This window comes from Streptomyces sp. NPDC015144 (assembly GCF_043079735.1).
In the GTDB taxonomy this organism is placed as follows: domain Bacteria; phylum Actinomycetota; class Actinomycetes; order Streptomycetales; family Streptomycetaceae; genus Streptomyces.
Genome location: NZ_JBIBUU010000004.1, coordinates 389,887 through 415,924, shown reverse-complemented (window position 1 = coordinate 415,924; position 26,038 = coordinate 389,887). Strand labels below are relative to the sequence as shown.

At 72.6% G+C, this 26,038-nt stretch carries 21 protein-coding genes and 2 pseudogenes; 8 read left to right on the top strand and 15 right to left on the bottom strand.

Going from position 1 to position 26,038, the window contains the following annotated elements; all coding sequences use genetic code 11:
* The 3 genes and pseudogenes from ACF08W_RS10725 to ACF08W_RS10715 all read left to right on the top strand — a co-directional run.
* Positions 1–100 (top strand): annotated as a pseudogene (locus tag ACF08W_RS10725) (IS481 family transposase); the annotation flags it as partial.
* Positions 101–419: 319 nt separating this feature from the next.
* Positions 420–665, top strand: a pseudogene (locus ACF08W_RS10720) (helix-turn-helix domain-containing protein); the annotation flags it as partial.
* A 108-nt stretch (positions 666–773) separates the two neighbouring features.
* Positions 774–1,727 carry an XRE family transcriptional regulator gene (locus ACF08W_RS10715; protein ID WP_392279069.1) on the top strand — a complete coding sequence of 318 codons (954 nt, stop codon included), beginning with the start codon at positions 774–776 and terminating at the stop codon, positions 1,725–1,727.
* Here ACF08W_RS10715 and cutA read toward each other — a convergent pair.
* A complete protein-coding gene (cutA, locus tag ACF08W_RS10710; protein ID WP_392279055.1) occupies positions 1,724–2,053 on the bottom strand; it encodes a divalent-cation tolerance protein CutA in 330 nt (109 codons plus the stop codon). The genes ACF08W_RS10715 and cutA overlap by 4 nt on opposite strands.
* A gap of 302 nt (positions 2,054–2,355) precedes the next feature.
* On the opposite strand from cutA, the gene ACF08W_RS10705 reads away from it, so the two are divergent.
* From ACF08W_RS10705 to ACF08W_RS10690, 4 genes are all read left to right on the top strand, one after another.
* Positions 2,356–3,336 (top strand): hypothetical protein, encoded by a 981-nt coding sequence (locus tag ACF08W_RS10705; protein WP_392279054.1) that lies wholly within the window; start codon positions 2,356–2,358, stop codon positions 3,334–3,336.
* On the top strand, positions 3,329–3,901 hold the full coding sequence (locus tag ACF08W_RS10700) for an O-methyltransferase (RefSeq protein ID WP_392279053.1): 573 nt from the start codon (positions 3,329–3,331) through the stop codon (positions 3,899–3,901). Before ACF08W_RS10705 ends, ACF08W_RS10700 begins: the two co-directional genes overlap by 8 nt.
* 17 nt (positions 3,902–3,918) lie before the next feature.
* Positions 3,919–4,851, top strand: a complete 933-nt coding sequence (gene hemC / locus ACF08W_RS10695; protein ID WP_392279052.1) for a hydroxymethylbilane synthase — start codon at positions 3,919–3,921, stop codon at positions 4,849–4,851.
* A 295-nt stretch (positions 4,852–5,146) separates the two neighbouring features.
* The gene (locus ACF08W_RS10690; RefSeq protein ID WP_392279051.1) at positions 5,147–6,124 is read left to right on the top strand and encodes a methyltransferase domain-containing protein; all 978 of its coding nucleotides are present in this window, start codon (positions 5,147–5,149) and stop codon (positions 6,122–6,124) included.
* Between the two features lie 24 nt (positions 6,125–6,148).
* Here the strand turns inward: ACF08W_RS10690 and ACF08W_RS10685 are convergent, their stop codons facing one another.
* The 14 genes from ACF08W_RS10685 to ACF08W_RS10620 all read right to left on the bottom strand — a co-directional run bounded on the left by ACF08W_RS10685 (position 6,149) and on the right by ACF08W_RS10620 (position 25,139).
* Entirely contained in the window at positions 6,149–7,489 is a 1,341-nt protein-coding gene (locus ACF08W_RS10685; RefSeq protein WP_392279050.1) for an FHA domain-containing protein, read from the bottom strand.
* Positions 7,490–7,596: 107 nt separating this feature from the next.
* Positions 7,597–8,946 carry a VWA domain-containing protein gene (locus ACF08W_RS10680; protein WP_385204031.1) on the bottom strand — a complete coding sequence of 450 codons (1,350 nt, stop codon included), beginning with the start codon at positions 8,944–8,946 and terminating at the stop codon, positions 7,597–7,599.
* Between the two features lie 123 nt (positions 8,947–9,069).
* Positions 9,070–10,365, bottom strand: a complete 1,296-nt coding sequence (locus tag ACF08W_RS10675; RefSeq protein WP_392279049.1) for a protein phosphatase 2C domain-containing protein — start codon at positions 10,363–10,365, stop codon at positions 9,070–9,072.
* Between the two features lie 2 nt (positions 10,366–10,367).
* Positions 10,368–12,941 carry a tetratricopeptide repeat protein gene (locus tag ACF08W_RS10670; protein ID WP_392279048.1) on the bottom strand — a complete coding sequence of 858 codons (2,574 nt, stop codon included), beginning with the start codon at positions 12,939–12,941 and terminating at the stop codon, positions 10,368–10,370.
* 61 nt (positions 12,942–13,002) lie between these two features.
* The gene (locus ACF08W_RS10665; RefSeq protein ID WP_392279047.1) at positions 13,003–14,316 is read right to left on the bottom strand and encodes a hypothetical protein; all 1,314 of its coding nucleotides are present in this window, start codon (positions 14,314–14,316) and stop codon (positions 13,003–13,005) included.
* 95 nt (positions 14,317–14,411) lie between these two features.
* A complete protein-coding gene (locus ACF08W_RS10660) occupies positions 14,412–15,467 on the bottom strand; it encodes a glutamate ABC transporter substrate-binding protein (protein WP_392279046.1) in 1,056 nt (351 codons plus the stop codon).
* Between the two features lie 11 nt (positions 15,468–15,478).
* Complete coding sequence (locus tag ACF08W_RS10655) at positions 15,479–16,870, bottom strand: hypothetical protein (protein ID WP_392279045.1); 1,392 nt, start codon at positions 16,868–16,870, stop codon at positions 15,479–15,481.
* A 330-nt stretch (positions 16,871–17,200) separates the two neighbouring features.
* Positions 17,201–18,175, bottom strand: coding sequence for an N-acetylglucosamine kinase (locus tag ACF08W_RS10650; RefSeq protein WP_385204047.1), 975 nt, complete (start codon positions 18,173–18,175; stop codon positions 17,201–17,203).
* Positions 18,166–19,431, bottom strand: coding sequence for a 6-phospho-beta-glucosidase (locus tag ACF08W_RS10645; RefSeq protein WP_392279044.1), 1,266 nt, complete (start codon positions 19,429–19,431; stop codon positions 18,166–18,168). Before ACF08W_RS10645 ends, ACF08W_RS10650 begins: the two co-directional genes overlap by 10 nt.
* Positions 19,432–19,433: 2 nt before the next feature.
* Positions 19,434–20,336, bottom strand: a complete 903-nt coding sequence (locus ACF08W_RS10640) for a carbohydrate ABC transporter permease (protein ID WP_392279043.1) — start codon at positions 20,334–20,336, stop codon at positions 19,434–19,436.
* A gap of 1 nt (position 20,337) precedes the next feature.
* A complete protein-coding gene (locus tag ACF08W_RS10635; RefSeq protein WP_392279042.1) occupies positions 20,338–21,279 on the bottom strand; it encodes a carbohydrate ABC transporter permease in 942 nt (313 codons plus the stop codon).
* 7 nt (positions 21,280–21,286) lie between these two features.
* A complete protein-coding gene (locus tag ACF08W_RS10630) occupies positions 21,287–22,624 on the bottom strand; it encodes an ABC transporter substrate-binding protein (RefSeq protein WP_352275388.1) in 1,338 nt (445 codons plus the stop codon).
* A 60-nt stretch (positions 22,625–22,684) separates the two neighbouring features.
* Entirely contained in the window at positions 22,685–23,911 is a 1,227-nt protein-coding gene (locus tag ACF08W_RS10625; RefSeq protein WP_392279041.1) for an ROK family transcriptional regulator, read from the bottom strand.
* A 157-nt stretch (positions 23,912–24,068) separates the two neighbouring features.
* Positions 24,069–25,139: a mechanosensitive ion channel family protein gene (locus ACF08W_RS10620; protein WP_385204065.1), complete on the bottom strand. Its 1,071-nt coding sequence runs from the start codon at positions 25,137–25,139 to the stop codon at positions 24,069–24,071.
* A 321-nt stretch (positions 25,140–25,460) separates the two neighbouring features.
* On the opposite strand from ACF08W_RS10620, the gene ACF08W_RS10615 reads away from it, so the two are divergent.
* Complete coding sequence (locus ACF08W_RS10615) at positions 25,461–25,997, top strand: HNH endonuclease (RefSeq protein WP_352275384.1); 537 nt, start codon at positions 25,461–25,463, stop codon at positions 25,995–25,997.
* Positions 25,998–26,038 lie beyond the last annotated feature (41 nt).

Sequence of the window (26,038 nt, the reverse complement as noted above, 5' to 3'; positions counted from 1 at the left end):
AGACTTCCTCCACACCTACAACCACCACCGCTGCCACACCGCACTCGACGGGCACCCGCCGATCAGCCGCGTCAACAACGCTGCGGGTCAATACACCTAGGTCCCCTCCCTTCCCTTCCCCTCTTCTCCTTCCGTCCCCGTACCGAGTCCTGGCGACAGGGCGACCGGCGAGGCGGCAGCCGTGAGGACGAGCCCGCCGAGGCGCGCCCCCACGTCCTCCCACATGTGCGTCACCTCCCACCGCCTTACCGCGCGAGCCGGTGCTCAGTGCCCCGGGGACGGAGGTGCCGAGCTCCGGGCGCTGCTGACAGGGGGGAATCGTCGAGAAACCCGCGCGTCCCAAAGCCGGGGTATATCCATCATGGGCAGGCCCCCGGATTGCCCGGGGGCGCAGACTTGGGCAGGCAGGACAGAGACCGATGATCTACCAGCCACCAACGGCGCTTCCGCCGGACCTTCTCGGCGACGAGGACGTACAGCGCGCTTTGCGAGCTCACGATTTCGGGACCGTGTTCCGCATTGCGCGCGAGAGGGCCGGCATCAGCTACTCGAAGATCGCGACCGAGTGCGACACCAAGCCCGACCGGGTCGGGACCCTCGCGCGCGGGACAGGGCGCATCACGTCTTTCGAGAAGGTGGTGCGGATCGCGGACGCCTTACGCGTTCCGGGACACATGGTCGGTCTCGCTCCCCGCCCGTGGGAGTCGGGAAGGGCTTCTGCAGGACCGACGAGTACGAACGGACCGCGATTGCACCGCCGCACAATCCTCCACGTGGCCACCGCCACCGGCCTGGCCGCCGCTCTGCCCGCCCTCCCCGCCGAGCCTCCACCGGACCGGGTCACGAATTCCTACATCGACCGACTCCGCGAGCGTACTGCCCGCCTCCGCAAACTCGATGACGTCCTGGGCGGAGGCGACACCTATCGCGTCTACCTCAGCGAGGTGCAACGGACGAAGGCGCTCCTGCGGAGCCGGTCGTTCTCGGACGATTCCCGGCGCCGCCTGACCTTGCTCATTGCCGAGCAGGCTCAGCAAGCCGGCTGGGCGGCCTTCGACGCCGGCCACGGCCGGGAGGCTGCCTCCCTGTATCAGGAGAGCCGAGAGTTCGCCCGGGAAGCGGGAGACGGGGCGCTCTACAGTAACTCGCTGGCCTTCCTCGCGTACGGGGCCCTCGCCAAGGACCGGCGGACCGCCGTCAGCTTCGCGGAGGAGTCCTGCACCACGATCACCGCGAGCACACCGGCCACGGTGCGCGCACTGCTCTGGGAGCGGTTGGCTTGGACCTACGCCGTCGACCAGCAGCCGGTGGGAACGGGTCGGGCGCTCCACGCCGCCCGGACGGCTCTGGAGGAGGCGCCAGACGGCGAGGCTCAGCCGCACTGGTCCGCGTGGGTCGACCAGCAGGAGTTGGACATCATGACCGGGCGCTGCTGGACGGAGCTTCGCCGCCCTCTGCGCTCCGTGCCGGTGCTGTCCTCCGCGCTCAGCCGGTTCCCGAACGAGCACGCGCGCGACAAGGCCCTGTACCTTTCCTGGCTCGCCGAGGCGTACCTGACGGCCGGGGAGATCGAGCAGGCGGCAACGACGACACGCCGCGTGCTCGAACTCTGCACGGGCGTGTCCTCGGCCCGGCCGCGCAGGCGACTCGCGATCGTGGTCGACCGCCTACGCCCATACGGAGACGTCGCGGAGGTCCGGGAGGTCGTCGACCTCGCGGACGCCTAGACCTGGGCCGGGGAGACGGATTCGCTGATCCACGTCTTGCACCGTTCGGCGCCGAGCACGATGGGGACGGCGCACACCTCCGGGTTGTCCCAAGGGTGGTTCTCCAGGAGGTACTTCTCCAGGTCCACATAGCGCTCGGTCGTCGTCTTGAGGAGGAGCTGCCACTCCTCTCCGGTGCCGTACTCCCCCAGGTGCCAGAAGACCGAAGTCACTGGGCCGATGACCTGGGCGCCGGCGGCGAGGCGGTTCTGCACGGCCGGCCCAGCGAGGGCGATGGCCTGCGCTTTGGTCTCCGTGGCGGTCGACACCTGCACGTATTCGCTCATGGCCGGAGCCTAGGCGCTGGCCGAAGTCCCTGGCGGGTGTGCGGCGACGGCCACGACACCCCGCCGCGTTGCCGGAACACCCGAATGCTTCCCCGGGCACTCCTCCCTCTTGCGATGCACCGCGTTCGACGCCGCACGCCGACCGTCGGGGAGTGCGGGACAAGTTGGCCACGGGCCGAGCTTCACGAGATCAAGCCTCGACAACTCCGGTGGGGCGCACGGCACTACGGCACGCACGCCCCCTCCATGGGGATCCCCTGCGTGGTCTGTTCACCGACCGGCCGTCGGTATGCACTGTCGCCATGACCATCCTTTTCGAGCGTGCTGCGTCCACCCCCGATGGCATCAACCCTTCCCGGGCCCGTGACGTCGTCCGGGCCCTCTACAACCGCCCGCCGCTCACGGCCGCGGACCTGAGCGCACCTCTCCTCTTCCTCTCCCTGCCCGGGGGCGCGGAGGGTAGGTACTCGCTCCCCGGCGCCGTCCAGCTCTCCGAGGTCTCCACAACGGTGGCCCGCTGGGCGGATCTCGGCATCCGTGGCGTCAAGGTCTTTGCCTTCGGGCACGACCGCGACAGGTACGCCACCGGCGCCACCGCCCCGGACAACCGCATGATCCGCACCATCAAGGCCGTGAAGGAGGCCGCGCCGGCCACGGCCGTCACGACGGAGGTGTGTGGCTGCTCGTGGACGGACCACGGTCAGTGCGTGCTGCGCACCGACTCCGGGGACATCGACCTGGAGAGCACCTACCGCCTCATGGGCGCCATGGCTGTCATGCACGCAGAGGTCGGCGCCGACTGCGTGTCCCCCACCGCCATGCTGGACGGATCGATCCAGGCCGTTCGCCAGGCCCTCGACGCCGAGGGACACCGTGACGTCGGCGTGAACCCCAACCTCGCTATCCACACGAGCCTCTACGGCCCGTTCAAGACCCTTATGCAGACCGACCCCCGGTCGGGACACCGCCGCGGCCTCCAGCTCGAACCGGGCCGCGCGCAGCTGGACACCCTCCTCCAGGCCCGCCGCTGGATCGCGGAAGGCGCCGACTCCCTCACCCTCCAGCCCGTCATGACGACCGGGGACGTCCTCGTACGGCTCCGAGACGAGCAGAAGGTACCGATCGTGGCCTACTCGACCTCGGGGGAGTGGGCCGCGCTCCAGGCCCTCGGCACGGCCGGGATGGTCGAGTATCTGGCCATGCTCGTGCGGGCCGGTGCGGACCAGGTACTCACATTCGCCGCCGAGGCCGTGGCCGAGCACCTGGAGGCGGGCCATGCGTGACGTGCCCTGTCGGCGTCCGGCGCGGCTCGACGCGATTCTTGAGGACGCAGCCCGCGCCGAGTTCGCGATGTCCTGCGAGGACCGCACCGGGAGCCTCCTGGCCACCCTCGCCGCGTCCAAGCCGAACGGGCGCTTCCTGGAGCTCGGGACCGGTGTTGGGGCCGGCGCCGCGTGGCTGACCTCGGGCATGACGTCCGGAGCCCGCCTCGTCACCGTGGAGGCGGACGCGACGGTCCAGGCCATCGCCCGCCGTAATCTGGAAGGCGATGCCCGGATCGAGTTTGTTCATGCGGACGCGGACGACTGGCTCACCCGGGAGACGGGGCTGTTCGACTTCGCGTACGTCGATTGCAGGCCCGGCAAGTACCTCCGGCTGCCGGATCTCCTCGCGCTGCTCAAGCCGGGCGCCCTCTACGTCGTGGACGACATGCTCCCGCAGGCCACGTGGCCCGACGGCCACCAGGCGCGGGTGGACGGCTTCCTCGAACGACTGCCCGAGGTGCCCAACTTTCGCGCCACGCCCCTGCGCTGGGCTTCCGGGCTGGTGGTCGCCGCCAGGATCTGAGGGTCTATCGTGCCCTCATGGCCCATGATCTGATTCGCATCGTTTCGCGCGATTCGCCGATGGCGCTCGCCCAGGTGGAGCGTGTCCGCGCCGAGCTGGCCACGCTCCACCCGGACGTCAGGACCACGGTGCTCCCCGTGAAGACGACCGGCGACAAGTGGATGGGCGACCTGGCGAAGGTGGAGGGCAAGGGTGCCTTCACGAAGGAGGTCGATGCCGCACTCCTCGCCGGCGAGGCCGACCTCGCGGTGCACTGCGTCAAGGACGTACCCGCCGACCGGCCTCTCCCGGCCGGAACTGTGTTCGCCGCGTTCCTCAAGCGCGACGACATCCGGGACGCCCTCGTCCACCCGGGCGGCCTCACCCTGGACGAGCTCCCCGCAGGCGCCCGGATCGGGTCCTCCTCCGTCCGTCGGATTGCCCAGCTCGCCGTCTCCCACCCGCACCTGGAATGCGTCCCGATGCGCGGCAACGCAAACCGCCGTCTGGAGAAGCTGGGGAACGGTGAGGCGGACGCGCTGATCCTGGCTGTCGCCGGTCTGGAGCGGATCGGCCGGACCGACGTCATGACCGAGGTCCTGTCCACCGACGTGATGATGCCGCCGATCGGCGCGGGCGTTCTGGCGCTCCAATGCCGCGAGGGTGACACGGGGCTGATCGATCTGGTCAGCGACCTCGGTGACCGCGACGCGTACCGCGAGACCGAGGCCGAGCGGATGCTCCTCCATGTGCTCCAAGGGCACTGCAACTCCCCCATCGCGGGGTACGCCCGGGTCGAGCGTGGTGGGGAGCTCTCCCTGAGGGCCGCGGTGTTCTCACCGGATGGAAAGATCATGCTCAACGCGCACGAGTGGGCGGGGAGGCTGACCCCTGCCACACTCGGCACCTCCGTGGCTGTCGCGCTGCTGCGGCAAGGTGCCCGCGAACTGATTGACGGCATCCCGCATTAAGGTTGCCCACCCGGGGCCGGCTCCGTCGGCTGGAGGACGGAACGCTGGATCGATGCTGAGCCGTCCCGTCTCCGCGAGATCACGCCTCGCCGCCGCTGCCGGACAAGTACGTCAAGGCCCTCACCGAGGAGCGGGCCCGCCATACCTGGCGGTCGATGGCATCCGCGCCTGCGAGATCTGCCGACCGGCCGTCGGACCCCGGCAATCCTCGACCACGTCCCTTCCGCCCCTCCCGCACCGGCTCCTGGCGACGGGGAGGCCGGCGCGGGAAGGTGGAGGCATGGAAGGTGGAGGCATGGACGCCCGCACCGACCCGTTCGCCGGGGCCGGTGCCGAGGAGCGGTGGGCGATGGTGGACGGCATCGTGGCGGGCGGTGGCCTGGGCGACCCCGCCTGGCGGGCCGCGTTCGAGCAGGTGCCGCGCCACCTGTTCGTGCCGTACTACTTCACCGGGGACCGGGACCGGCTCTGGTGCGAGGACCCCGACCCGGACCGGCGGGCCCGCTGGCTGCGCGGGGCGTACGCGGACACCCCGCTGGCCATCCGCATCCGGGACGGCGAACTGATCTCGTCCAGCAGCCAGCCCTCCCTCATGGCCCGGATGCTCGAAGAGCTGGACGTACGGGACGGCCAACGGGTCCTGGAGATCGGCACCGGCAGCGGTTACAACGCCGCACTCCTTGCCCACCGGCTCGGGGACGACGCGGTGACCACCATCGACCTCGACCCGGAGCTCACCGAGGCCGCCCGGCGCCACCTGGACGCGGCCGGACACCACCCGGCCGTGATCACCGGGGACGGCACCCGGGGCTGGCCCCCGCGCGGCCCCTACGACCGGATCATCGCGACCTGCACCCTGCCGTGCGTACCGTGGCCCTGGCTGGAGCAGTGCGTGCCGGGGGCCCGGATCCTGGCACCGTTCGCCACCGGGCTGATCTCCCTGCGAGTGCGGGAAGGGCCGCGGGGGAAGTGCGCCGAGGGGCGGTTCCTGCGTACGGCCGCCTACTTCGTACCGCTGCGCGGCCTGCCGGCCCGCACCGGGTACGACCCGCAGTTGACCGGAGTGCCCCGGCACATCGCCGAGAACGACCTCTTCCGCTTCCTGCTGGCGCTCACCGGGGCCGCTCTCGATCCGGGCGGGGCGCTCCGGCTCTGGCGGCGCGAGCGGCATCCCGGACGCGAACGCTTCGGCATCACGCTCGCCGACGGACGGCAGTGGGCCTGGCTGGACGACCCCGAAGGACCGTACACCTGGCCACTGCCGACCGCCTGACGCGAACGTCCGGAGCGGTACGGATCAGTCGCGGCGGATCGTGATCGTCGTCCACGCCCCGACGTGCACCCGGTCGCCGTCCTTGAGCGGGACGGGGACGTAGGGCTGGATCGGGTCCTCGGCGCCGTTGAGCGTGGTGCCGTTGGTGGAGTTCTGGTCGACGACGGCCCAGCCGCCCCCGGGCTGCTGCACCAGCACCGCGTGCTGGTGCGAGACGCCCGGGTCCTCCGGCGGCACCGACAGGTCGATGTCCGGGGACTCGCCCGTGCTCTGCCGGCGGCGGCCGATCGTGACCTGCGGACCGGAGAGCGAGAGCTGCTGCTCGGGGGAGTACGCGGGCAGGTTCAGCCCGGTCGCCTCGGGACCGCTGCGCTGCATCATCGCCAGGAAGTACTCACGGTCCGGGGCGATGACCGCCGTCCAGCTCGCGGGCGCCGGGTTCTGGCCCTGGCCCGGGAACGGCGGCTGCTCCTGCTGCGGCGGAGCCTGGGCAGGGGTGGGCGGCGACAGCATCCAGTCGTCGCCCCCGCCCTGCGGACCCTGCGGCGCGGGCGGCTGCGGGGCGGCCGGGGCGGGACCACCGGGCCGGTCGAAGGACGGCGGCGCCGACTGCTGCTGGAAGGGCGGCGGCGGTGCGGACTGCTGCTGGAACGGCGGCGGAGGCGGCGGACCCGGCTGCGGGAACGGCGACGGGGACGACTGCGGACCACCGGGGCCGGGCGGCGGCGGGGGCCCCTGCGGACCCGGGGCCACCGGGCCGGGAGCCTGCGGACCCGGCGGGGGAACCAGCGGACCCGGAGCGGGCGGCGGGGACGCCTGCGGACCGGGCGCCCCCGGACCAGGCGCGCCGGGACCGGGCGCGACGGGGCCCGGGACCCCCGGACCGGGCAGCGGCGGAGGCGGGCCGGGGCGGCTCTCCGGATCGGTGGCGAGCGGCTCGGCGGACCGGTTCACCTGCGAGGGACGCGAGCCCTGGTACTCGAACGGATCGCGCGGCCGCGCCGGACCCGGCGGCTGCTGCGCCTGGAAACCCGGCGGCAGGTTCAGCCCGGGCGGCGGCCCGGAGACATTGGGCGTGGGAGCCAGCGGCGTGTACGACGTCGCGGTGTTCGTGAGGTAGTTCCAGCGGCACTCCTCGCAGAACGGCGCCATCGCCTCGCGCGGCGTGCGGCACTGCGGGCAGAGCTCGGCCTGCTGGGTCGCGTCGGCCCCCGGCCCCTGCGGGAAGCCGTAGCCGGCGGCGGGCGGCGGAGGCGGCGGCGGGGGGACCGCGCCCGCGGGCGCGCCCGCGCCGGTCATGCGATGGCCGCAGACCTCGCACCAGTCATCGGAACCCGACTGGTGTCCGTTCGGGCAGGTCGGCATGTCGGCGCTTCCCCCTCTCCTGGGCCGGCCCCGGGGCCGGCGTTCTTCCGCTGCTCGACGCCCGGCGGGACCTTCCGACCGGGCGGCTCGAAACCGTGGCTCTGTGGTTATTTCTTGACGCGTACGGTCTTGGTCGAACGCGTTTCGAGGGTCATCTCGTCGGCGTCCGCGACCTTTGCCTTGAGTCGCACAGTACCGGTCGCGGCGTCCACGACGTCCACCACCTTCGAAAGCAGTTTCGCAGTGTCCTCGTTCCCCGAGGCCGACGCCAGCTGCACCGCGCGGCCCAGTTTCGCGGTCGCGCCGTCGAGGTTCCCGGACTTGCGGGCGTCCAGACCCTGCTGGATGACCTGGGCCAGCTCGGCCTGTCCGGTGTAGTGCGCGACCTGCGGATTGATCGAGGTGGACGCCGCCATGTCGTCCGTCCACACGGCCCGCACCAGCCCCTGCGAGAGCGTCTGCGGAGTGGCGCCGCCCGAGGGGTCGGGGAGGATCAGCGAGACCCGGGACGCCAGCATCTCCTGGCCGATTCCGGCCTGCGGGACCCGGACGCACACGTGGTAGTCGCGGGACTCGTCGCCCCAGGAACCCGTCGGATAGTCCCCGGCCCGGGGACCCGCCGCGGTGCGCCGGCCGGTCAGGTCGACGACCGAGGGCGCGACCTGTTTCACGAAGACGATCTCGGCCCCGACCGGCGTCCAGAGCCGCAGCGCGACGTCCGCGACCTCCTTGCCCATCGCGTTCTCCATCATCCGCGTGAAGTCCGCCGCCAGCCCCGCCGGATCGGCGACGATGTCGGCCGTGCCGAGCAGCGCGGAGGCGATCCCTGTGACTTCTTTCACCTCCCAGTCGGTGCCGACACCGCGGGCGTCACAGGTGAAACGGCCCGCGCAGGAGTCGAGCGCGGCCCGCAGGTCCTCCGGCGCCTCGTGCTCGTTGCGGCCGTCGGTCAGCAGGACACCGTGCCGGATGTCCACGTCGGCGGCGCCGAGCAGCCGGTCGGCCAACCGCAGCCAGGTCCCGATCGCCGTACCGCCCCCGGCACTCAGCGCCCGCAGCGCCCCGCGCGCCTCGGCCCGGGTCCGGGCGTCGGCCACCGCGAGGGCGCCGTTGCCGGGATAGACCTCCTTGGCCACATGCGTACCGGCGACGACGGCGAACGAGGTGCCGTCGCGCAGGGTGTCGATGGCCGCCGCCGTCGCGTCGCGCGCGTTGCGCATCTTCGTCGGCGGGTAGTCCATCGAACCCGAGCAGTCGACCATGAGCACCACCGCGGCGCTCGCCGCCCGCCCCGCCCCGCGCGGGGCACCCGACAGCGGTGCGCCGCCGGTGGTGCCGCCCCCGGTCGAGGTGACCGTGACGATCGCGTTCACCTCGCGGCCGCCTTCCGGCAGGTAGGCGTTCTGGTACACCTCGACGGAGAACTGCGGCACGGTCGACTTGGAGAAGTTGGCCATCTGGTCGGCTCCTTGGGACTCCGGACGTCGGATGAGGACGGCCGCGAGAGAAGAGAGAAACAGGAGAAGGCGTCGGGGGAGCGGACGGTCGGGAAAGAGGAACCGGGCGTTACGGAACGGGGTTCACGAGGTCCCGCAGGCCGATCCTGCCCCCTGCGGCTCCACGGCGAACGGCACCAGAGCCACTGTTACGTTGTCGTGGCCCCCACCGTCCAGCGCGTGGCCCACCAGCACCTGGGCGCCGTGCAGGGGCCGTTGCGACGCGTCGGCCGGGACCGCCGCGGCCAGCTCGGCCGCCGACTCCGCGTAGTTCCACAGGCCGTCCGTGCAGACCACCACCAGACCGGACCGGTCCGGCTTGAACGACGCGGTGTGCGGCTCCAGGTCGTACGCGTCGGCGCCCAGCCACCCCGTGATGGCGTGGGCGCGCGCGTCCGCGTACGCCTCCGCCTCGTTCATCAGGCCCGCCGCCACCATCTGCGCGGCCCACGAGTCGTCCTCGGTGAGCCGGGCGGGGCCGGCGGTGCGGTCGTCGGGAACCCAGTACGCCCGGCTGTCACCGACCCAGCCGACGACCAGCAGGCCGTTGGCCATGATCGAACCGACCAGGGTGCACGCCGGGGCGTTCTGCCGGCGGTGCTGCTCCTGCTCCGCGGCCGGGCCGGGCTCCCGCGCCAGGGCGTTGACCGCCTCGGACGCCGCGAGGATCGCGTCGTGCATCGCCTGCTGCGGGTGGGTGCCGCGCGGCAGCGACTCCAGCAGCGACTCGTTGGCCGCGCTCGCCGCGGCCGCCGACGCCTCGTCCGGGCGGCTGGCCGAGGAGACGCCGTCGCAGACGATCGCGACGACCGCCGGGGAGCCGTCGGGCAGCGCCGTGGTCGACACCGCGAACGCGTCCTCGTTGCGGTGGTGGCGCAGCCCCCGGTCGCTGACCGCGGCCACCGAACCGAGCTCTTGCTCCATGTGGTCGCGCTCGCGCGGCTGGGCATGGCCGCAGTTCTCGCAGTAGCCGTCGTCGTCGACCCGGCCCGCCCGGCAGGCCACGCACACCTTCCCCCCGGCCGCCGGGGCAGCCGCCACCGGATCCGGCGCGGGCGTACGGGGATCGGGCGCGGCGGGGCCGGCGGCGGGAACGGGACCGGGGGCCGCCGCGGCCGCCGGATCCGGCGCGGCCAGCTCGAAGTCGCCCGAACCGGCATCGGACACATCCGGCACGTCCGGCGCGTCCCCGGCGGACGCGGCGGGCGCGCCGGACGGAGCGGGCGGCGGGGCCAGGGCGATCGTCGGGCGGTCCTTCGGGACGGCGGGGACGGCCGACAGGTCGTACCCGCACGCACCGCAGAACAGATCCCCCGGCTCCAGCGGCTCCTCGCAGCCGGGGCACTTCGACAGGGCCGTCTCCTGGGGTTTCTCCGACATTTTCACACCCACGTCCGGGGGCGGAAGCGGTTGGCCCGCTCCACCAGTTCGATCCTCTCATCACCGGGCTCCGCAAGCCTGGCAAGCATCCGGTACGAACGCTCGAGCCCGAACCGCAGGCCCCGCTCGTCCAGCTCACTGCCGAGCAGCGTGCCCGGTCCCGGCGGTACCGGGGCCGGGGCCCCGGGACTGCCGGAAAGCACCCAGTCGAGCGCCGTGCCCAGCACCTCGACCGACAGCTGTTCCCGGCGCACCGCGTCCAGCCCGAACCCGGCCAGCCCCGACACCTGCGCCGAGGCGGCCGTCAGGTCGTCCAGCAGCGGCTCGTCCGGCGCCCGCCCCCGCAGCCGGGCCCGCACCGCCGCGACCCGGGCCGCCGTGTAGTGGATCGACGCCTCGGGCACCGACTCCAGCGCGGCCACCGCCCCGGCCCGGTCCCCGGCGGCGAACCGCACCCGGGCCAGGCCGAAGGCGGCGCTCACGAAGCTCGGGTCGGTCGTCCAGACCAGCCGGTAGTACTCCGTGGCGTTGTCCAGCTGGCCCAGCACCTCCGCGCAGATCCCCAGCGCCAGCTTGGGCGCCGGCTCACCGGGGAACGCGTCGTACACCGCGTCGAAGGAGAGCGCCGCGTTCTCGTGGTCGCCGGTCACCAGCGAGGCGACGCCCCGATACCAGACCACCCGCCAGTCGTCCGCGTGCTCACCCTCCAGCGCCGCCAGGGTGCGGCCCGCGGCCTCCGGCTCGTCCAGCTCCAGGCGGGCGCGCAGCTCGCGCAGCCGGGTCTCCGGCGACGCGGCGGGCACCGCGCCCAGCGCGGCGATCAGCTCGGACGGCGCGGTGGTCATCAGCCCGGCCAGGAAGCCCGCGTGGGGGTCGCCCGCGTCGACCCGGGGCACCGGCAGCGCCAGCGCGGTGGACCGTACGTCGAGACCGGCCGTCTCCGGACCGCCCGGGGCGGCTCCCCCCGCCACCGCGGCGACCGGTCCCCGGGGCCCCGGGATCGCCGCCGCGGCCGGGGCGGCTGGGGCGGCTGGGGCGGGGGACCGGGCCCCTAGCCGGGACACGTCCGCCGCCCGCTCCGGGAACAGCCTGCTGTCCGTGACCCGGACCTCCGGGCCGAACAGCGTCGACAGCGCCGGCCGCGGCCGCCCCGACTGGAGCGACACCACCTCGCGCAGCACCCCCGTGAGCTGCTCCGACATCTCCGCCGCCGAGGCGAACCGCCGCGCCGGATCCGGGTCGGTGGCCCGCACCAGCAGCCGGTAGAACGACTCGTAGGACCGGAACACCTCGATGTTGTCCGGGTCCGGCAGCGAGTCCACGAAGACGTTGGTGTAGCCCTGGAAGTCGAAGGTCAGCACCGCCAGCGTCCGCGCGACCGTGTACAGGTCGGAGGCGACCGACGGGCCGACCTCCGCGACCTCCGGCGCCTGGTACCCGACCGTGCCGTAGATCGCCGACTCGTCGTCGTCCATCCGGCGCACCGCGCCCATGTCGATCAGCTTCAGCTGGTCCTCGGTCTGGATCGCGTTGTCGACCTTGAAGTCGCAGTACAGCAGGTTGCGGCTGTGCAGATGGCCGAGTGCCTCCAGCGCCTCGATGCCGTACGCGCACGCCTGCTCGACCGGCAGCGGATCGCGCCGCCCGGTGGGGGTGCGGCGCTCGTTGGCGATCTCCTTGAGGGCCTTGCCGCCCACGTACTCCATCACTATGTAGCCGTCCAGCGAACCGGTCCGCTGGTCGAGGTGCTCGACGAAGTTGTAGATCCGGACGATGTTGGCGTGCTCGATCTCGGCGAGGAAGCGCCGCTCGGAGATGGCCGCCGCCATCGCGTCCTGGTCCCCGGTGTCCAGCAGGCCCTTGAGCACCACCCAGCGGTCGGAGACCGCCCGGTCCACCGCGAGGTAGACCCAGCCCAGCCCGCCGTGCGCCAGACAGCCGGCGACCTCGTACTGGCCGTGCACGACGTCCCCGGACCGGAGCTTGGGCACGAAGGAGTACGGATGCCCGCACTTGGTGCAGAACCCCTCCGTACGGCCCGCCCGCCCGCCGCGCGACCGGCCGACCGGCGCCCCGCAGTCGGAGCGCGAGCAGAACCGCTTGCGCTCGGGCACCTCCGGGTTCTCCATCACCGCCGACCGCGGATCGGGCCGCGGCACGTCCGGCACCTGCACCAGACCCGCCCCCAGTCGGCCCCGCGCGGAGGCGCCCGAGGTCGAACCGGAGGACCGCACCGACACCGAGCGCGACGTCGCCGCCCCGGACAGCGCCCGCGACAACCGCCCGGACACCGAACGCCGCGAGGTCGACGAACGCGACGAGGAGCGCGCCGACGCCCGGGAGGAGGACCCCGAACCACTGCCCCGGCTGCCCGCACCGCCCACCTGCCCGCCGCCCGCGATCCCGGTCGGCGGCGAACTCACCATGCCGTCCCCAAGTTCTCGGCTTCGCTCGAACAGGGGAGACCCCATGGGCGAGACGACCGGCGCCAGACCGCAGGTGTCGCAGTACAGCTCACCGCCGCCCATGTCCTCGTAACTGCCCTCGCACGCGGGGCGCTGGCACTGCGTACTCATGATCGGTCCCCTTGGTCGCCCCGCCGCCGCAGCGGCCCTTCCACCTCGCGCACCGCGCCGGTCACCGCCGGTCCTCCGGCTCCGGGCGCGGGGACAGCAGCTCGGCCGCCGCCTCCTGGTACCGCAGCACCGCCTGCCCCGCGACCCGCAGGTCGCAGGGCGCGCTCCACAGCATCCGGCGCGCCGCGTCGTACCGCTCGATCAGCAGCGGGTCCTCGGCCAGCCCGTGCCGGGCCACCTTCGCCCTGTACGCGTCGAGCCGGCCGCGCAGCTCCGCCCGGACCGCCAGCGGGGCCGTGACCGCGGTCAGCGACTCACGGGCCCGCAGCAGCTCCTCCTCGGCCTCCCGCTCCAACGTCTCCAGCAGCGGAGACAGCCGGTGCCACTGGGCCCGCCTGCGGTACTCCGAGGCGGCGACCAGCCGCTCCTGGAGCACGGTCGGCGGACCGCTCACCGCGGGCACCTCGGAGGCCGCGATCTTCGCGAGCACCTCGCCGCGCGCCGCCCGCGCCTCGGCCAGGGTGCGGTCCGCGCGGGAGAGCACGTCGCGCAGCTGGACCAGGCGCTGCTCGGCGTCCTGCCGGACCGCGAGGACCGCCTCGATCTCCCGCCGCACCTCCTCCAGCGCCCGCGCCGCCCGGTCGTACCGCTCCGTGTCCGGGCGGCCGCCGCCGGGCGCCGAACTCCCCGGCCCCGGACGCCAGAACGCGAGCGGGTCGGAGACCACCTGTGCCCGCAGCGCGGTCAGTTCGTGGGTGATCGCCTCCAGGTCGTCGCCGGCCGGGTGCTCCCCGGGCCGTACGCCCACCGAGTGCGCCAGCGACCGGGTGCGGTGCAGCTCGGCGGCGAGCAGGTCTATCCGGGCGGGCAGCGCGGACCACACGGCGTCGGAGGCGACGACCACGTCCAGCGAACCGGCGTACAGCTCGTTCATCCGGGCGACCAGCTCCTCCAGCGTGAACCGCTCGGAGAGCCGGGCCGGACCGGCGGCCGACGGATCGGGGCCCGCCGCCGCGTGCGCCACCGTGACGCCCTGGCCGCGCAGCAGCTCGGTCAGGGCGACGAGGTCCTCCCGGTTGGGGTAGCGGCGGCGGGAGCGCACCGACCGCGCCTGGGCGAGCGCCCCCGTGTAGGCGTCGAAGTACCCCCACAGCAGGGTGATCGCCCGGTCGGCGGCGGCCCAGCGCTCCTTGGTGACCCCGGTCAGGTCGGCGCCCTCCAGGAGTCGGCGGCCGGCGTGGTCCTGCAGGGCCAGGAGCGAGGTCTCGATCGCCTCGTGCTCCGCGCCGAGCCGGGCCAGCGCACGGTCCGCCTCGTCCCGGTCCATCACCGGGACGCCGGCCGACCGGTCGGGGAAAGGGCCCGCGACGCCCATCGATCACCTCTCCGCTCTCCGCGCCGGGACGGGCCCCGGCAGAATTCTGTTCCGCTGTCTCCTCGGCCGGGGCCGCCCCGAGGGCCGGCCCGGCGTCAGTCGCTCCGGTACTTGGGCGCCGGCGGTGCCGTGATGCCCGGCAGCCCCTTCTCCAGCCACCGCCGGTACGAACGCATCCAGCGGCTGTCCTTCCCGCCCTCGCGGTAGTCGACCAGCACCTGGTTGACCCGGGCCACCAGGTCGTCGGCGCCCAGCTTCGCCGCCACACCGTAGAACTCGGTGGTGAACGGCTTGTCGCCCTTCAGCTCGACCGCCGGGTCCTGCGCCGCCTGACCGGCCGCCAGCGCGTTGTCCGTGACCACCGCGTCGACCTCGTTCAGCTGCAACCGCACCAGGCAGTCCAGCTGGTTGGGGACGGTGAGCCGGTCCTCGTCGGCCGGGGTGCCGTCGTGCCGGTCCCGGTAGACCGCGCCGTACGACTCCTTCTGCAGCGCCTCGTACGCGGTGGAGCCCACGGCCGTGCAGACCCGCTTGCCCGCCAGCGACCTGTCGTAGCCGGTGATCGGCGAGTCCTTCGGCGCGAGGACCTGCTGGCCGGCCTGGAAGTAGGCGGTGGAGAACGAGACCTGCTTCAGGCGGGCGCAGTTGATGGTCATCGTCCGCACGACGACGTCGACCTTGTCGTGCTCCAGCGCGGCGATCCGCTGGTTGGTGGGGATGGCCCGGAAGATCACCGCGTCCGGGTCGCCCAGGATGTTCTCCGCGATGGCCCGCACCAGGTCGATGTCGAAGCCTTCGAGGGCGTCCTTCCCGGCGGCGGCCGCAGGGTCGCGGTACCCCCAGCTGAAGCTGTTCTGGTCGACGCCCGCGATCAGCTTCCCGCGCCGCTTGATCCGCTCGATGCTCGGACCGCCGGCCGACGAGGGCGGCAGACTCGCCTCCGGGTCCGTGCAGTCGTCCGACCTGATCTGCACCGCCCGCGCCGGACCCGACCCCGCCGGGTCGCCGCCGAGGACCGCGGTGCCGTGCTGGGAGAGCGGCAGCAGGGTGGCCGCGGCCGTCATGGCGCAGGCCACGGCCATGCCCGCCACCCCGCCCCAGCCGCGCAGCCCACCGCGTCCGGGCCGCCCGCCCGTGCGCTTCCTGGTCATCGCTCCTCCGCTCACCGGTACTCCGAGAGCCTGCGGTTGACTCCGACAATCGCCGCCACGGCCCCCAGCACGGCCAGCCCGACGGCCCCGGCCGGCAGCCCGCCCAGCGCCCCGAGCCCGTCCTTCGCGGACCGGGTGAAGGCGACCTGCTCATGGGCGAGCGCCTGCTTCAGAGCGGCGTCCACCCGCTCGAAGGACTCCCCCGTGGAATCCTTCGCCCCGATGATCTGGGCCCGCGCGCCGTCGTAGTCGCCGCCGTCGTCGGCGGTACGGGCCGTGCGGTGGCGGCCCTGCCACTCGGCGACCGCGTCGGCCGCCCTCTTCACCGGGGCCCGGCCCCGGTCGTCGTCGGCGAGCTCCGCGGCCCGGCCCAGCTCCTCGCCGAGCGCCTTCATGTCCGTGGTGTAGTCCGTCTCGTACTTGTCGTTCCTGCCGTCCGGGGTCAGCACCGCACCCCGGGCCACCAGCGTCAGGTTCTCGTTGGCGCGGGCCTTCAGCGAGTCGATCCGCGCGTGGTTGAGGACGTCGAGGGAACGCTGCCCGTTCACCTCCGCCGAACGCAGCTCGGCGCGGGCCACCGTCTGCCCCACGGCCAGCCACAGCAGCAGTACCACGGACGTCGCCGTCGCGAGGAGCATCCCGTGGTTGAACACCCGGTTCGTCCGGCGGTAGTTGCGCCGCTGCGCCCACACCAGCACCGCCAGCGCCACCACACCGAGCCCGAGCGAGAGGAACGGCCAGGCACGGGCCGCGTCGTTGTCCTCGCCCAGCCGGTCCGTCTCCGCCGCGTACAGCCGCTCGGCGGCCGGCAGCAGCACCGTGCTCATCCGCTGGTTGGCGTACCGGAGATAGGCGCCGCCCAGCGGCAGGCCCTGCCGGTTGTTGGCGCGGGCCCGCTCGATCAGGCCCGTGTACCGGGGGAGTTCCTCGTTGAGGGTGGTGATCTCCTGGGCGGAGCGGGTCGACGCGTCCGTGTTGGCGGCGGCCTTCACCAGGAGGCGGGACGCCTCCCGGATGTCCTTCTCGTACCGGTCGTGGACGCCGGCCGGTTCCTGCGCCCCGGCCAGGAAGCCGCTCGCCGCCGAGGTGTCCGCGTCCGCCAGGGAACGGTAGATGGCCGCGGCGTCGGCGCTCAGCGGCTGGCTGCGGCTCACCACGTCGTCGGCGGCGGACGCCCGGTCGGAGATCTCCAGCGCCGTCACCGCGCCGAACGCCACGACCAGCAGGGCCAGTACGGCACCGATGATCTGGAGCCTGCCGGGCTCGGTGGTGGCCGCGGCCCGCACCCGGTCGGCCGCCACGGACAGCGCGCCGCGTCCCGGCGGGACGGGCGCGGCCGCGGGAACGGGCGGCCCGGACCGCCCCTGCTCGGGCGCCGTACGCACACTCGGCGGGTATGTCACTCGACCTCCCCCTCGGTCACTGACGGTGGCCCGGGCCCCGGCCGGTCGGGGACTGGTACCCGGCCATGAAGTATGGCCGCGGGGACCGACGTTCACACCGGGAACGTCCGGACAGACGCCGGGAGCTCCCGGACCGCACATCGGCCCACGGATGCGATCCCCCGCATTCGATCAAGCCATGCGCCGCCGATCAAGCGGATCGGCACACCGGTCCCCGGGAGCGGACCTGCCACCCCACCCCTGAACACGTCCGGAGCCGCCGAACGGTTCCCACGCACGAGGGGCGCCCCGCGGCACGACACCGCGGAACGCCCCAGGCCGGCACCGGGATCAGGAGTACTGCGCGCGCAGCCTCCGGTGGACCTCCGCCGGGGCACCCGTACGGTCCAGTCCGAGCAGCGCAGCCCCCAGCACCGGAGGCTCCGTCACCACCCGGACCACCGCCTTCGGCGCGCGCGCCGCGAAGCGCTCGGCGATCATCGCGTCCAGCTGCGGATGCCGGGCGGCCATCACCCCGCCGCCCAGCAGCACCGGCGCCGCCACGTCCAGCAGATCCAGCCGCCCGAGGGCGACCGAGGCCATCGCGACGACCTCGTCCGCCAGCCGCTCCACCAGGGAGACCGCCACCGGGTCGCCGCCCTGCGCGGTCGCGAAGAGCACCGGGGCCAGCTCATGGCGCCGCTCGAACGCGATCCGGCCCAGGTGCAGCGCCTCGATCAGCGCGTACATCGAGTCCAGCCCGAAGTGCGCGGGCAGCGCACGGGCCAGCTCGGTCGGCCCGCCGCGCCCGTCCTCCGCGCGGGCGGCGAACCACAGGGCCTCGTCGGCCAGCCCGCTGCCCCCGCCCCAGTCGCCCGATATCTTCCCTATCGCGGGGAAGCGGGCGGTGCGCCCGTCCGGCAGCATGCCGACGCAGTTGATCCCCGCGCCGCAGACCACCGCGACGCCGCGCGGCTCGTCCACCCCGGCGCGCAGGATCGCGAAGGTGTCGTTGCGGACCTCGGCCGTACGGCCCCAGCCCCGGCCCACGACGGCCTCGGTCAGCTCGGCCTCCTCCACCGGCAGGTCGACGTTGGCCAGGCACGCCGAGACGTGCTCCACCCCGTCGACCTCCCGGCCGACCCCGGCCAGCGCCCGGTCGACCAGCCCGGCCACCACGTCCAGCGCCGCCGCCACCCCGACCACCGGCGGCTGGAAACCGCCGCCCCGGGCCGTCGACAGCACCGTGCCGTCCTCGCCGATCAACGCCACATCGGTCTTGCTGTTCCCCGCGTCGACCGCGAGGACCGACACCTTCACGCCCACGCCAGGTGCTCCCGGTTGTGCGCGATCAGCTTGTCGGTGAGCGCCTCGGCGTACTCGAACTGGCCGATCAACGGGTGCGCCAGCAGCGCCTTGAACACCCGGTCCCGGCCGCCGCGCAGCGCCGCCTCCAGGGCCAGGTCCTCGTACGCCGTGACCTGCGAGATCAGGCCGGAGTACAGCGGGTCCAGCATCGGTACGGCGAGCGGCGTCGCGCCCGTGCCGTCGACCCGGGCCTGCACCTCGATCACCGCGTCGTCCGGCAGGAACGGCATCGTCCCCCGGTTGTACGTGTTGACCACCTGCACCGCCGAGCCGCCCGCGCCGAGCAGCGAGGACGCCAGGTCGACCGCCGCCTCCGAGTAGAAGGCGCCGCCGCGCTTGGCGAGCAGCGCGGGCTTCTCGTCCAGCGCCGGATCGCCGTACATCGCGAGGAGCTCCTTCTCCATCGCGGCGACCTCGGCCGCCCGGGACGGCTTGGTGCCGAGCTCGCGGACGACCTCGTCGTGCGCGTAGAAGTAGCGCAGGTAGTACGAGGGCACCACGCCGAGCCGGTCGACGATCGCCCGGTCCATCCGCAGGTCGCCGGCGATCGCGTCGCCGTGCTCCGCGATCAGCCGGGGCAGGACGTTCTCGCCGTCCGGGCCGCCGAGCCGCACCCCGAGTTCCCAGGTCAGATGGTTGAGCCCGACGTGGTCGAGGTGGATCTGCTCCGGTGCGACGTCGAGCAGCCGGGCGAACTTCCGCTGGAAGCCGATCGCCACGTTGCACAGGCCGACGGCCTTGTGCCCGGCCTGGAGGAGCGCCCGGGTGACGATGCCCACCGGGTTGGTGAAGTCGATGATCCAGGCGTTCGGGTTGGTGCGGCGGACCCGCTCGGCGATGTCCAGCACGACCGGCACGGTCCGCAGCGCCTTGGCGAGGCCCCCGGCGCCGGTGGTCTCCTGGCCGACGCAGCCGCACTCCAGCGGCCAGGTCTCGTCCTGGTTGCGGGCGGCCTGGCCGCCGACGCGCAACTGGAGCAGGACCGCGTCGGCGTCGGCGACGCCCGCGTCCAGGTCCGAGGTGGTGGTGATCCGACCCGGGTGGCCCTGCTTGGCGAAGATCCGCCGCGCCAGGCCGCCCACCAGCTCCAGGCGGTCGGCCGCCGGATCGACGAGCACCAGCTCCTCGATGGGCAGCGTGTCGCGCAGCCGGGCGAATCCGTCGATCAGTTCGGGGGTGTAGGTGGACCCGCCACCCACTACTGCGAGCTTCATGGTCAGCCCTTTACTCCGGTCAGTGTCACGCCTTCGACGAACGCCTTCTGGGCGAAGAAGAAGACGAGGATCACGGGGGCCATGACCAGTACGGTCGCGGCCATGGTCAGGTTCCAGTCGGTGTGGTGCGCGCTCTTGAAGGAATCCAGGCCGTAACTGAGCGTCCAGGCGGCCGGGTTCTCCGAGGCGTAGATCTGTGGGCCGAAGTAGTCGTTCCAGGCGTAGAAGAACTGGAAGAGGGCCACCGCGGCGATGCCGGGCCTGGCCATCGGCACGACGACCTTCAGCAGGGTGCGCAGTTCGCCGCAGCCGTCGACCTTCGCCGCGTCCAGGTACTCGTCGGGGATGGTCAGCAGGAACTGGCGCAGCAGGAAGATGGAGAACGCGTCACCGAACGCCATCGGGATGATCAGCGGCCAGAGCGTGCCGGACAGGTCGAGCTGCTTCGCCCAGAACAGGTACATCGGGATGACGACGACCTGCGGCGGCAGCATCATCATCGAGATGACCAGCATCAGCGACAGACGCCGCCCGCGGAAGCGGAACTTGGCGAGCGCGTACGCCACCGGCAGCGAGGACACGACGGTCAGTACGGTGCCGACGCCCGCGTACAGCAGGGTGTTGCGCCACCAGACCAGGAAGCCGTCGGTCTCGAAGACCCGCCGGTAGTTGTCCCACTCGAAGGGGTGCGGCCACAGGTCGCGGGTGAGTGCCTGCTGGTCGCTCATGAGCGAGGTGAGCACCAGGAAGACGAACGGCAGGACGAAGAAGAGCGCCGCGGCGACGCCGAGCGCGTGCACGGCGATCCAGTGGAGCAGCGCCCTGCGGCGGGCGGTGCGCCCGGCCGGGGTGTCCCCGGCGGTCTCGGGAGCGGTGCTCCGGGGGGTGTCGAGAACCTGCGCCACGTCACTCACCTGCCTGGATCAGTCCGCCGCGGCGCCGCATCAGCAGTGCGGTGAACGCCATGGCGAGGACGAAGAGAACGAGCGCGACCACGCAGGCGGAGCCGTAGTCGAAGCGCTGGAAGCCGAGGTTGTAGACCACCTGCGGAAGCGTCAGTGTCGACTTGTCGGGATAGCCCGGTTCGAACTGCTGCCCGGAGCCGCCCATCACCCCGGACGCGACCTTCCCGGCCACGAACGGCTGGGTGTAGTACTGCATCGTCTGGATGATCCCGGTCACCACCGCGAACAGGATGATCGGCGAGATGTTCGGCAGGGTGATGTGGCGGAAGCGCTGGAGCGCCGTCGCCCCGTCCAGCTCCGCCGCCTCGTACTGCTCCTTCGGTACGTCGAGCAGCGCGGCCATGAAGATCACCATCAGATCGCCGACGCCCCACACCGCGAGCGCGGTCAGCGCCGGCTTGGACCAGGCGGCGTCGGTGAACCAGCCGGGGGTGGGCAGCCCCACCGCGTCGAGCAGTGAATTGGCCGGTCCGGTACCGGGGTTGAGCAGGAAGACGAAGGCGAGCGTCGCCGCGACCGGCGGTGCCAGGTACGGCAGGTAGAACAGGGTGCGGAAGACGCCGACGCCCGTTTTGATCCGGGTGATCAGCAGCCCGATCCCGAGACCGAAGACCACCCGGCAGCTCACCATGACCACGACCAGCCAGAGCGTGTTGCGCAGCGCCGGCCAGAACAGCGGGTAGTCCTGGAAGACGTACGCCCAGTTCTTCGTCCCGCTGAACGCGGGCGGGGTGAAGCCGTCGTAGGTGGTGAAGGAGAAGTAGACCGTGGAGATCAGCGGGTAGGCGAAGAAGACGCAGAACCCGATCAGCCACGGCGCCATGAAGGCGGCGGTGCGCAGCGCCGACCGGCGGCGCTTCGCCCGGAGCGTGTATGTGGTCATCGGGCCCCTACTTCGCCTGCGCGATCGCCGCGTCGATCTCCCGGGCGGTCTTCTCCAGCCCCGCCTTCACATCGGTCTGCTTGCCCTTCTCGATGTCGAAGCCGAGGTTCTGGAGGGACGTCAGGTAGGCGCCGCCGTTCACCGAGGGCGGGGTGGTGGTGCTCTTCGGGTTGGCGGCGATGTCCAGGAAGACCTTGAACCGGGGGTCCTGCTTCAGCCGGGGCGACTTCAGCGCGGCCAGCGTGGAGGGCACGTTGTGGATGGAGTTGGCGAAGTCCACCACCGCGTCGGTGTCGGTCGTCATGAACTTGACCAGCTCCCAGGCCGCGTTCTGCTTCTTGGAGGTGGCGGCGATCCCGGCGATGGTGCCGGTCAGATAGCCCCTGCCGTAGCTGTCGGCCTGGTCGTCGGAGACGGGCATCGGGGCCACCCCGATCTCGAAGCCGGGCTTGGCCGCCTCGGCCATCCCGAGCCGCCACTCGCCGTCGATCTGCATGGCGACCTGGCCGGTGTGGAAGGGGTGCTTGGCGCCCCACTCGTCGCCGAAGGAGGTGCGGAACTTCTCCAGCTTCTCGTAGCCGCCGAGCGAGTCGACCAGCTTCTTCTGGGCCGTCAGCATCTGTGCGAACGCCGGGTCCTTGGCGATGTTCGACTTGCCGTCGGCGTCGAAGTACGTCGGGTCCCAGCTGCCGAGGTAGTGCTCGGTCGTGGACTCGTAGCCGTGGTAGTTCGGCATGAAGCCCAGCCGCTCGTACGAGTCGCCCTTGGTCTTCGTCAGTTTCCTGGCGTCCGCGGCCAGCTCCGACCAGGTCCGCGGCGGCCGCTTGATCCCGGCCTTCTCGAACGCGTCCTTGTTGTAGTACAGGCCGTACGCGTCGCCGAGCAGCGGCACCGTGCAGCGCACCCCGTCGAACTGCGTGTACTCGTTCATCGCCTTGGGGAAGGTGGTCTCCGGGTCGATCCCGTCCTTCTTCAGGAAGGGGTTGAGATCGAGGAACGCCTTCGACGAGCAGAACTTGCCGACGTTGTTGGTGGTGAACGACGAGACGACGTCCGGGGCGTTCGAACCGCCCGCCCGCAGCGCCTGGTTGATCTTGTCGTCGGTCATGTTGCCGACGACCTTCACATGGATGTTGGGATGCGCCTTGGTGAAGGCGTCGACCACCCCCTGGATCGCCTCGACCTCACCCGGATTGTTCCAGCCGTGCCAGAAGGTGATCGTCGTCTCCTTGGACGGGTCGTCGTTGGCACCGGAGCTGCTCTGCCCCGTACAGGCGGAGGCGAGCAGGGATATGGCGGCGGTCGCGGCGAGTGCGACGGCCGTCTTCCGGCGGTTTCCGGACATGGCGGTCTCCCGGTGGAGGATGGGGGCGGACGTACGGAGGAACGGACGTGCCAGGAAGAGTCAGCGGGACGACGTGTCGAAGACCTCGTCGCGGGTGGTGGCGAGGGCGCTCTCCAGCGCGCCGCGCAGGACGGGACGGTGGATCACCTCGCCGGCGATCAGCCGCGGGCGGGAGGCGGAGAGTTCGGCGAGCTCGGCGGTGACCCGGCGGCGCAGCTCCTCGCCGCCGGCCGCGATCACCGCGCCGGACAGCACGACCACCTCCGGGTCGAGCACGGCGGCCATCGCGGCGATACCGGTCGCCAGGCCGGTGGCGAACCGGTCGAGGAGCCGGGGGTACGGGCCGTTCTCGCCCGCCGCAGCGGCCTCGGCGGCGCGGGCCAGCAGCCGGGCGGCGACCTCGTGGTGGGTCCCGGGGGTACGGATCAGCGCGTCGTCGATGCCGAGCTCGCGGCCGATCCGGGCCAGCACCTGGGCGCCCGCCAGCTCCTGGAAGCCGCCCGCGTTCACCTTGGTGACCTGGCGGACCAGCGGGACGCCCGGCACGGGCAGGAAGCCGACCTCCCCGGCGCCTCCGGTGAAGCCGCGGTGCAGCCGGCCGTTTATGACGAGGGCGGCGCCGAGCCCCTCCTCGTTCCACAGCAGGACGAAGTCCTCGTGCCCGCGCGCCGCGCCCAGGCGCTGCTCGGCCACCGCGACCAGGTTGACGTCGTTCTCGTACTCCACCGGCATGGGCAGGAAGGCGGCCAGCTCCTCCAGGAGCGTGGGGGAGTGCCAGCCCGGCAGGTGCGAGGCGTACCGCAGCCGCCCGGTGCCCGGGTCGAAGGCGCCCGGGGTGCCGATGACGACCCGGTGCACGTCGGAGCGGCTGAGCCCGGCGTCCGCGACCGCCCCGTCCAGGGCCCGGGCCACCTGGCGCACCACGCCGTCCGTCCGCCGCCCCGGGGTGGCCAGCTCGAACTCGCCGACCGTCTCGCCGGTCACATCGGCGACGGCGGCGACGATCCGGCGGGCGTCCACGTCCAGCCCGGCGACATGGGCGGCGCGCGCGTTGACCCCGTACAGCTGGGCGTTGGGCCCCGGGCGGCCGGCCACCGTCCCGGTCGCGACGACCAGCCCGGCCGCCTCCAGCCGGGCCAGCAGCTGGGACGCGGTGGGCTTGGAGAGCCCGGTCAGCTTCCCGATCCGGGTCCGGGAGAGGGGGCCGTGCTCCAGCAGCAGGTCGAGGGCCGCGCGGTCGTTCATGGCCCGCAGTACGCGGGGGGTCCCCGGTGTGGTTCCGGCCATGCGTCCTGCACCCGCCCTCTGTTAGGAAAGTTTCCTATTCGGTGAGAGGACCGTAAGGCGCCTTTGCCGGGCCGTCAATGGGCGGCACCGGCGCGGCAACCAAAGCGTTACCCTGCGGCCGCCTCCCGGTCGTGCGCGACACTCCGGGGGGAACGCCCTACCTGCCCCGGGGCTGGGGCGCGGGCGGCGTGATCGGGTTGCTGGCCAGGGTCTGCGGGGAGGTCGCCGAGTTGAAGGCCGAGGGGGCGGCCACCGAGGCGGACGGGTCGGCCGGCGGCTCCTCCGCCTCCGGCGGGACCTCGCCGAACATCCGGATGCCGGCCGCGTCCAGCGCCACCTTGATCCGCCAGCGCAGCTCGCGCTCCACGGACACGGCCTTGCCGGGCATCGTCTTCGCGGCCACCTTGACCGTCATCGAGTCGAGCTGCACCGCGTCCAGGCCGAGCACCTCGACCGGGCCCCACAGCCGCTCGTTCCACGGGTCCTCCTTGGCCATCGCGGTGGCGGCGTCGGTGATGACCGTACGGACCCGCTCCAGGTCCTCGGAGGGGTGCAGGACCACCTCGACGCCGGCGGTGGACCAGCCCTGGCTGAGGTTGCCGATCCGCTTCACCTCGCCGTTGCGGACGTACCAGATCTCGCCGTCGGCGCCGCGCAGCTTGGTGACCCGCAGGCCGACCTCGATGACCTCGCCGGAGGCGACCCCCGCGTCGATGGTGTCGCCGACGCCGTACTGGTCCTCCAGGATCATGAAGACGCCGGAGAGGAAGTCGGTGACCAGGTTGCGGGCGCCGAAACCGATCGCCACACCGGCCACACCGGCGGAGGCCAGCAGCGGCGCCAGATTGATCTGGAACGCGCCCAGGATCATCAGGGCGGCCGTGCCGACGATCAGGAAGGACGCCACCGAACGGAGGACCGAACCGATCGCCTCCGAGCGCTGGCGGCGGCGCTCCGCGTTGACCAGCAGCCCGCCCAGCGTGGTGCCCTCGACCGCCTGGGCGCTGCGGTTCATCCGCTCTATGAGCTTGGTCAGGGCGCGCCGGACGGCGACCCGCAGCACCACCGCGACAGCGGCGATGAGCATGATCCGCAGACCGGTGCTCAGCCAGACGGACCAGTTCTCCTGCACCCAGCTCGCGGCGTCGCCGGCCTGCTTGGCCGCGTCGTCCAGCGAACTGACCGGCTCGGGCGACGGGGCCGAGGCCAACAGGGCGGACAGGGACACGGTGGAACCTCCAGGTGGACGACGGCCTTCCAACCACACTAACGGGGTACCGAAGGTGCTCTGGTGCCCCGACAGAGGGGGTGGGAAACGCATCAATCGGGGGATACCGAGGGACGTCGGCACGGGCGCGACGGCCCCCGCGGCGGCCTCCTGTGGCCGATCGCACACCCGGCGGTCCGCCCGGCCGGAGCGGGCCTCCGTGAAAATCCTCCCGGCCCGTTACCCGCACGTGGTGGCGCTCCGACCAGGCAGGAGTGGAGACTGAGAGCGGATCGTCCCGGCGCGAGCCACGCGCCGCCGGCGTACAAGGAGGCATCCACCGTGCCGCACGTCCTGGTTCTCAACGCGTCGTACGAGCCGCTCGGCGTCGTACCGCTCCGCCGCGCGCTCGTGCTCGTCCTCGAAAACAAGGCCATATGCCTGGAGGAGTCCGGCGCCTTCCTGCACAGTGCCACCCAAGCCGTCCCGGCCCCCAGCGTCGTCCGACTGAAGCGGTTCGTCCGCATCCCCTACCGGGGGCCCGTGCCGCTCACCCGGCGGGCGCTGTTCGCCCGGGACGGGGGCCGCTGCATGTACTGCGGGGCCGCCGCGACCAGCGTCGACCACGTGATTCCGCGCAGCCGCGGCGGGCAGCACGCCTGGGACAACGTGGTGGCGGCCTGCCGCCGCTGCAACCACGTCAAGGCCGACCGGCACCTGCCGGAGCTCGGCTGGCGGCTGCACCGGCCGCCCGCCCCGCCGACCGGCCTGGCCTGGCGGATCATCGGCACGGGACATCGCGACCCGCGCTGGTTGCCGTACTTGCAACCGTTCGGCGCGGAGGACGCCATGGCCCGGATCGACGGCATATCAGCCTGAGATCCGGGCCTCCGTCGTTCCCGGGGCGGTACGGAGGACGG